Genomic DNA, 6404 nt, shown 5'->3' with positions numbered 1-6404 from the left:
AAGCCGCCGGCTACGTCGTGCACTGGCGCATGAGCGCCTGACCACCCACCGCCGGCTCGGCGGGCCACCCCGCTCACCCGGGGTAGCCCGCCGCGCCGCGGTCGGGCCGCTCAGTCCGCGAACCCGGCCGGGTCGTGCCGGAACTCGCCGCCCACCACGGTCGCCAGCACGGCGATGTCCGTGATCCGCTCCACCGCCACCTCCCGGGGATCGGCGTCGAGCACCACGAAGTCCGCCAACTTCCCCACCGAGATCGACCCCAGCACGTCCTCCACCCCGCACGCGTGGGCGGCCCCGGACGTGTAAGCCGCGAGCGCCTCCGCCACCGACACGGCCTCGTCCGGCCCCACCGCCAACCCGGTGCGCGACCGCCGCTCCACCATGAACCTGATGCCCCGCAACGGACTCCCGTCCGCCACCGGCCGGTCCGACGACCCGGCCACCACGATCCCCCGCTCCAGGAACGACCGCCCCCGGTACAGCCACGGCGCCCGCTCCGGCCCCATGATCTCCGAGTAGTCGTCCCCGTACGCCCACAGGAAGCTCGGCTGCACCACGGGGATCAGGCCCAGCTCGGCGATCCGGTCCAACTGGTCCGGCCGCACCAACCCGCAGTGCTCGATCCGGTGCCGAGCCCCCGGCCGCGGCGCCAGGCGCTGCGCCTCCGCCACCACGTCGAGCGCGAAGTCGACCGCCCGGTCCCCGATCGCGTGCACCGCCAACTGCCACCCGGCCGCGTGCCCGTCCAGCAGCGCCGCCCGCATCGACACCGGGTCGTCCTGCCACTGGCCCGTCCCGCCGACCGTGTACGGCGAGGTCAGCGCGGCGGTCCGGGCGATCATGCCGCCGTCGGTCCACAGCTTCAGCGCCCCGATCGACAGCCACTCCGACCCGAGGCCCGTGCGGATCCCCAGCGGCAGCGCGCGCCGGATGCCGTCCGCCTCGTGCGCCGCCACCTCCCGCAACTCCCCCGCGGACACCATCAGCTGCACCCGGATCGGCAACGCCTCCCGCTGGTACGCCGCGATCTCCACCGGGCTGCTCCCGATCAGCCCCGCCCCGACCCCGGCCTCCGCCGCGAACACGACCCCCTCCCGCAGGCACTGCCGAGCGCCCAACGCCACGTCGGCCGCGATGTCGGCCACGGAGTACGGCAGGATCAACTGCCGCACCGCCGTCTGCGCCGACTCGGCGAGCGACCCGTCGGTCGAACCGAACACGCCCAGCATCCCGAGCACGTCACTGCTCACCACGCACGCGTGCCCGGACACGTCCTGCACGTACACGCGCGGCCCCACGGTGTCGAGGTCGCGCGCGGTCAACGGGCGGTCCAGCACGCGGTGGTCGTAGCCCGCCGCCTCCAGCCACGTGCCGCGCGGCGCGGCCCGCAGCACCTCCAGCACCGCGGCCACGGTCCGGCAGCCGGAGACGTCCGGCACGCGCGACGCCCGACCGGCCCACGCCAGGTGGTTGTGCGCGTCGATGAACCCGGGCAGGACGGTCGCGCCACCCAGGTCCACCACCCGGCGGGCCGGCAGGTCGGTGTCCAGCGCCACGATCCGGCCGCCCCACACGCCCACCGAGGACGCGGACGGGCGCTCCGGGTCGAGGGTGGCGAACCGGCCGCCGGTGAGCTTCAGGTCCAGGATCACCCGTGCAGGCTAGCGAACACCTACTTAGGTTAGGGTTGGATAACTTAGGCCAGCCTAAACCGAGGAGGAGCTCCATGCGGGTCGTCATGTTCGGCTACCAGACCTGGGGCCATCGCACCCTGCAAGCCCTGCTGGACTCCGAGCACGAGGTGGCGCTGGTCGTCACGCACCCCAAGAGCGACCACGCCTACGAGCGCATCTGGAGCGACTCCGTCGCCGACCTGGCCACCGAGCACGGCGTCGAGGTCGTCATCCGCGACCGGCCGGACGACGACGAGCTGTTCCAGAAGCTCAAGGAGGTCGCGCCGGACGTCATCGTGGCCACCAACTGGCGCACGTGGATCCCGCCGCACGTCTTCACCCTGCCCAAGCACGGCACGCTGAACGTGCACGACTCGCTGCTGCCCGCCTACGCGGGCTTCTCGCCGCTGATCTGGGCCCTGATCAACGACGAGAAGGAGGTCGGCGTCACCGCGCACATGATGGACGAGACCCTGGACGCGGGCGACATCGTCCTGCAACGCGCCGTCCCGGTCGGCCCGCGCGACACCACCGCCGACCTGTTCCACAAGACGCTCGAACTGTTCGGCCCCATCACCGTCGACGGCCTGGCCGAGATCGCCAAGGGCCGCACCGACTTCACCAAGCAGGACCGCTCCAAGGCCAGCTTCTTCCACAAGCGCGCGGAGGAGGACCTGCGCATCGACTGGACGTGGGAGGCCGAGGAGCTCGACCGCCTGGTCCGCGCGCAGTGCGCCCCGTACCCGAGCGCGTTCTGCTACCACAAGGGCAAGCGGCTGGAGATCGTCGAGGCGGAGGTCTCGCAGGCCCGCTACGGCGGCACGCCCGGCCGGATCTTCTACCGCGAGGGCGACGGCGTGGCGATCGTCGCGGGCGCGGAAGCCCGCAGGGGCCGCAACCACGCGTTGCTGGTCAAGAAGGTCCGCACCGAGGACGGCCGCGAACTGGCCGCCGCGGAGTACTTCACGCACATGGGCGGCTACCTCACCAGCCGACCGTGACGGACCGGGGTGCCCGCCCGCCGGGCACCCCGAAACCGTTGGCCCGCCGTCTCTTTTCGCCCCCGGTGATCTCGTCGTGACCGTGATCGCTGATCATGGGGCCATGAGCCGGAAGCGGTCGACGACGTGGGTCAGCGTGGTCGTGTTCATCCTGTTGATCGTCATCGGGTACTACCTGACCCGCTACCAGGACCAGACCGCCCCGCCGACCACCCCCGCGCCCGCCGAACCCGGCCAGGACCCGGCGGCCCAGCTCGCGGCGCTGACCGTCGCGCCGGAGGGCAGGATGGCCGGCTACAGCCGCGACCGCTTCCCGCACTGGAGCAGCCAGGGCAACTCGTGCGACACCCGCGAGATCGTGTTGCAGCGCCAGGGTTCCGACGTCCGCAGCGACGGCGAGTGCCGGGCCACGTCGGGCAGTTGGGTGAGCGTGTACGACGGCGAGACCATCACCGACGCGAGCAAGCTCGACATCGACCACACCGTGGCGCTGGCGGAGGCGTGGCGCTCGGGCGCCGACAAGTGGACCGACGAGCAGCGCCAGAAGTTCGCCAACGACCTGGGCGGCATCCAGCTGATCGCGGTCTCGGCCACCAGCAACCGCGCGAAGGGCGACCAGGACCCGGCCAAGTGGAAGCCGCCCGTGCGGGGCTACTGGTGCACGTACGCGCTGAACTGGATCTCGGTGAAGACGACCTACAAGCTCACCGTCGACCAGGCCGAACGCGACGCCCTGGCCACGATGATCAGCCAGTGCCCGAAGTAGCCGCGACCGGCCACAGCTGGGCCAGCCCCAGCGCTTCCGGCTCGCCCTCGCCGACCGCGTCCCACGGCAGTTCCCGCCACGCCAGCCGGACGCGGTAGCGCCCCGGACCGCCCGGCACCGCCAGGGTCGTCGCGCCCGCCGTGTTCTGGTCGATGACCAGCCGCCCGCTCGGCAGGGACAGCGTCACGTCCTCCACCCGCGGCCAGTCGCGGCCGTCGAAGGGCGCGGGCCCGGCCCAGAACTCGACCCGCAGCCGCGCGCGGACGACGTCGTCCTCGGTCCCCAGGAACACGGCCGTCTCGCCCACGCTCAGCCCGGCTTTCCCGGGCGGCGCGGGCAGGGCGCGCGACGAGCCGTCCACCAGGCCGAACATGCGGTAGTCGGTCACGATGTCGCAGTCGTCCGCCGCCAACAGCACCCCGGCACGCTACCGCGCGGGAGGTCTACGGGCGCAGGGATTGCAGCTGGTCCGCCAGGTCCGTGTAGGCCTCGGTCCGCCGCACCCAGGCCGCCGACCCGGAAGCGGCCGACGGCGGGTCGCCCAGCGGGTCCACGGCGGTGCGCACCCCGTACTCCAGCCGGTAGGCGATCAGGCCCGTGGCCGCGCGCACCCAGGGTGACGGGTCCGGGCTGGTGATCTCCCCGACGCCCACCCGGAACCACACCGGCAGCCGCAGGTCCTGCGCCAGCGCCCGTTCCAGCCGCCGCGCCGCCGCGTCCCAGATCTCCTCGCGCGCCTTCTCGCCGGCGACGACCGCCTCCCGCCGCCACGGCTCCTCGGCCGCCGCGCCGTCCGCCTCCAGCCGCGACGCCGCGTCCAGCGCGCCGGGCTCGCGGGCCCCGATCTGCCAGTCGAGCTGGTGCACCTCGTGCTCCAGCGCGTCGCGCTCGAACCGGGGCATCCGGCCCGCCGCCAGGCGCGCCCCGCCGGCGTCCCGGCGCTCCTTCAGCGCCTCGTACTCGGCGACCTCCTGGCGCAGCTCGACGCGCACCGAGTCGGCCAGGACCTCCTGCTCCGCGTCCCACGCCGCCCGCAGCGCGGCCACGATGTCGGCCACCTCGCCGTCCACGGCGTCGAGGTCGCAGTCCGGGCCGGAGCCCGCGCCGGACAGGCGGCGCTCCAGCACGAGCAGCCGCGCGCTGACCCGGCCCAGCTCGGCGGTCAGCACCTGGGTCGTCGTGATCAGGTCGGCGACGGTCGGCTCGACCTGGTCGAGTCGCTCTTTCTCGGTGGGCGCCACGCGGTCCAGCCAACCCCACGGACCACGTCCCACCAGGCCCGCAGCCGAAAAACCGCCCGGATAAACGGCAACATCCGCCCGTCAGGGCCAATGGCCGGCTACGCACAGCAACATCGGCGTAAAGCCGTCCCCAACGGTGTATGTCTAGGACATGTCGACCTCAGTGCGTGAGACCGAACGCAAGTTCGAGGCGCCGACCGGCGCGGACCTCCCCGAGCTGGCCGACCTGCCCGGTGTCGCCGCGGTGGCCGGCCCCGAGCGGCAGGAGCTGGAGGCCGTCTACTACGACACCGCCGACCTCCGCCTGGCCCGCGCCGGCCTCACGCTGCGCCGCCGCACCGGGGGCGACGACGCCGGCTGGCACCTCAAGCTCCCGGTGGACGGCGACACCCGCGAGGAGGTGCGGCTGCCGCCGGGGCGCGCGGCCAAGCACCCGCCCCGGGAACTCGGGTCGCTGGTCCAGGTCCACGCGCGCGGCGACGCCTTGTCGCCGGTCGCCCGCATCCGCACCGACCGCCGCCGCTGGCAGCTGGTCGACGACCGGGGCGCGCTGCTCGCCGAGGTGGTCGAGGACCTGGTGTCGGCGCAGGACGTCGTGGACGACTCGAACGTCGACTCGTGGCGCGAGATCGAGGTCGAGCTGGGCGAGCGCGGCGACACCGCCCTGCTCGACCGGGTCGAGCGGCGCCTCAACGACGTGGGCATCCTCCGCTCCACCTCCTCCGCGAAGCTCACCAAGCTCCTGGCCGGCCGCATCGCGCCGACGCCGCCGCTCCAGGACGACGGCACCGCCGGCACCGTCGTCCTGGCCTACCTGCGCGAGCAGGTGGACGCGCTCAAGGCGTACGACCCGAAGGTCCGCCGCCGCGAGGAGGACGCGGTGCACCAGATGCGCGTGGCCACCCGCCGGCTGCGCAGCGCGCTCCAGGCGTTCGGCGAGGTCGTGGAACGCGACGAGACCCGCGCCCTGACCGGCGAGCTCAAGTGGATCGCCGGGGTGCTCGGCGAGGCCCGCGACGCCGAGGTCCTGCGGGCCGCGTTCGAGGCGCACGTCGCCGAACTGCCCGGCGAACTGGTGCTCGGCGGCGTCCCGGCGCAGCTCACCCGGTACTTCGCGCCCCGCGAGGAGCAGGCGCACCAGAGCGTCGTGACCGCCCTGGACAGCCGCCGCTACTTCGACCTGCTCGACGCGGTGGACGCCCTGGTCGCCGACCCGCCGTTGACGCCCCTGGCCGCCGGCAAGGCGAGGAAGGTGCTGCCGCGGTTCGTGGACAAGACCTACCGCCGCTTGAAGAAGGCCGCGGACAACGTGCACGACGACGCGTCCCTGCACGAGGCCCGCAAGGCCGCCAAGCGGTTGCGCTACGCGGTGGAGACCGTCGAGCCGGTGTTCGGCAAGCCCGCCAAGAAGTACCGCAAGCGGCTCAAGGGCCTCCAGACGCTGCTCGGCGACCACCAGGACAGCGTCGTCGCCCGCCCGGTGCTGCGGGAACTGGGCGCGCAGGCCCACCTCGACGGCGAGAACGGCTTCACCTTCGGCGTGCTGCACGGCCGGGAGACCGCGCGGGCGCAGCGGGTGGAGGAACGCTTCCCCGCCGTCTGGGCGGACCTGGGTCGCCCCAAGCTCCGGTGATTGGTCCAGACCTTGACACCTCCTGGTCCGGCTGTAACGGTGATCGGGCCGCCGCTCGGGTGATCCACGCCGACCAGGAGGACTCCTCGT

At 73.3% G+C, this 6404-nt stretch carries 6 protein-coding genes; 3 read left to right on the top strand and 3 right to left on the bottom strand.

The genetic code is table 11. The features are described 5' to 3' along the window. Positions 1 to 110: 110 nt before the first annotated feature. Positions 111 to 1652 carry an amidohydrolase gene (locus AB0A74_RS36015; RefSeq protein WP_358256712.1) on the bottom strand — a complete coding sequence of 514 codons (1542 nt, stop codon included), beginning with the start codon at positions 1650 to 1652 and terminating at the stop codon, positions 111 to 113. A gap of 74 nt (positions 1653 to 1726) precedes the next feature. Between AB0A74_RS36015 and AB0A74_RS36010 the strand changes: the two genes are divergently transcribed. Both AB0A74_RS36010 and AB0A74_RS36005 read left to right on the top strand, forming a co-directional pair. Next, on the top strand, positions 1727 to 2674 hold the full coding sequence (locus AB0A74_RS36010) for a methionyl-tRNA formyltransferase (RefSeq protein WP_358256710.1): 948 nt from the start codon (positions 1727 to 1729) through the stop codon (positions 2672 to 2674). Positions 2675 to 2777: 103 nt separating this feature from the next. Beyond that, positions 2778 to 3440, top strand: coding sequence for an HNH endonuclease family protein (locus tag AB0A74_RS36005; RefSeq protein ID WP_358256708.1), 663 nt, complete (start codon positions 2778 to 2780; stop codon positions 3438 to 3440). On the opposite strand, the gene AB0A74_RS36000 is transcribed toward AB0A74_RS36005, so the two are convergent. Continuing rightward, positions 3421 to 3858: a hypothetical protein gene (locus AB0A74_RS36000; RefSeq protein ID WP_358256706.1), complete on the bottom strand. Its 438-nt coding sequence runs from the start codon at positions 3856 to 3858 to the stop codon at positions 3421 to 3423. The genes AB0A74_RS36005 and AB0A74_RS36000 overlap by 20 nt on opposite strands. Before the next feature lie 25 nt (positions 3859 to 3883). Continuing rightward, positions 3884 to 4681 carry a hypothetical protein gene (locus tag AB0A74_RS35995; protein WP_358256704.1) on the bottom strand — a complete coding sequence of 266 codons (798 nt, stop codon included), beginning with the start codon at positions 4679 to 4681 and terminating at the stop codon, positions 3884 to 3886. Between the two features lie 151 nt (positions 4682 to 4832). On the opposite strand from AB0A74_RS35995, the gene AB0A74_RS35990 reads away from it, so the two are divergent. Then, positions 4833 to 6314 (top strand): CYTH and CHAD domain-containing protein, encoded by a 1482-nt coding sequence (locus AB0A74_RS35990; protein WP_358256702.1) that lies wholly within the window; start codon positions 4833 to 4835, stop codon positions 6312 to 6314. The last annotated feature ends 90 nt before the right edge of the window (positions 6315 to 6404 follow it).

This window comes from Saccharothrix sp. NPDC042600, from assembly GCF_040647305.1.
GTDB lineage: Bacteria > Actinomycetota > Actinomycetes > Mycobacteriales > Pseudonocardiaceae > Actinosynnema > Actinosynnema mutabilis.
This window is presented reverse-complemented; position numbering and strand designations above follow the sequence as displayed.

Bases quoted from the DNA above. Each gene is read 5' to 3' on its own strand.
- AB0A74_RS36010 (WP_358256710.1), top strand. From the start codon at position 1,727: ATGCGGGTCGTCATGTTCGGCTACCAGACCTGGGGCCATCGCACCCTG.
- AB0A74_RS36005 (WP_358256708.1), top strand. From the start codon at position 2,778: ATGAGCCGGAAGCGGTCGACGACGTGGGTCAGCGTGGTCGTGTTCATC.
- AB0A74_RS35990 (WP_358256702.1), top strand. From the start codon at position 4,833: ATGTCGACCTCAGTGCGTGAGACCGAACGCAAGTTCGAGGCGCCGACC.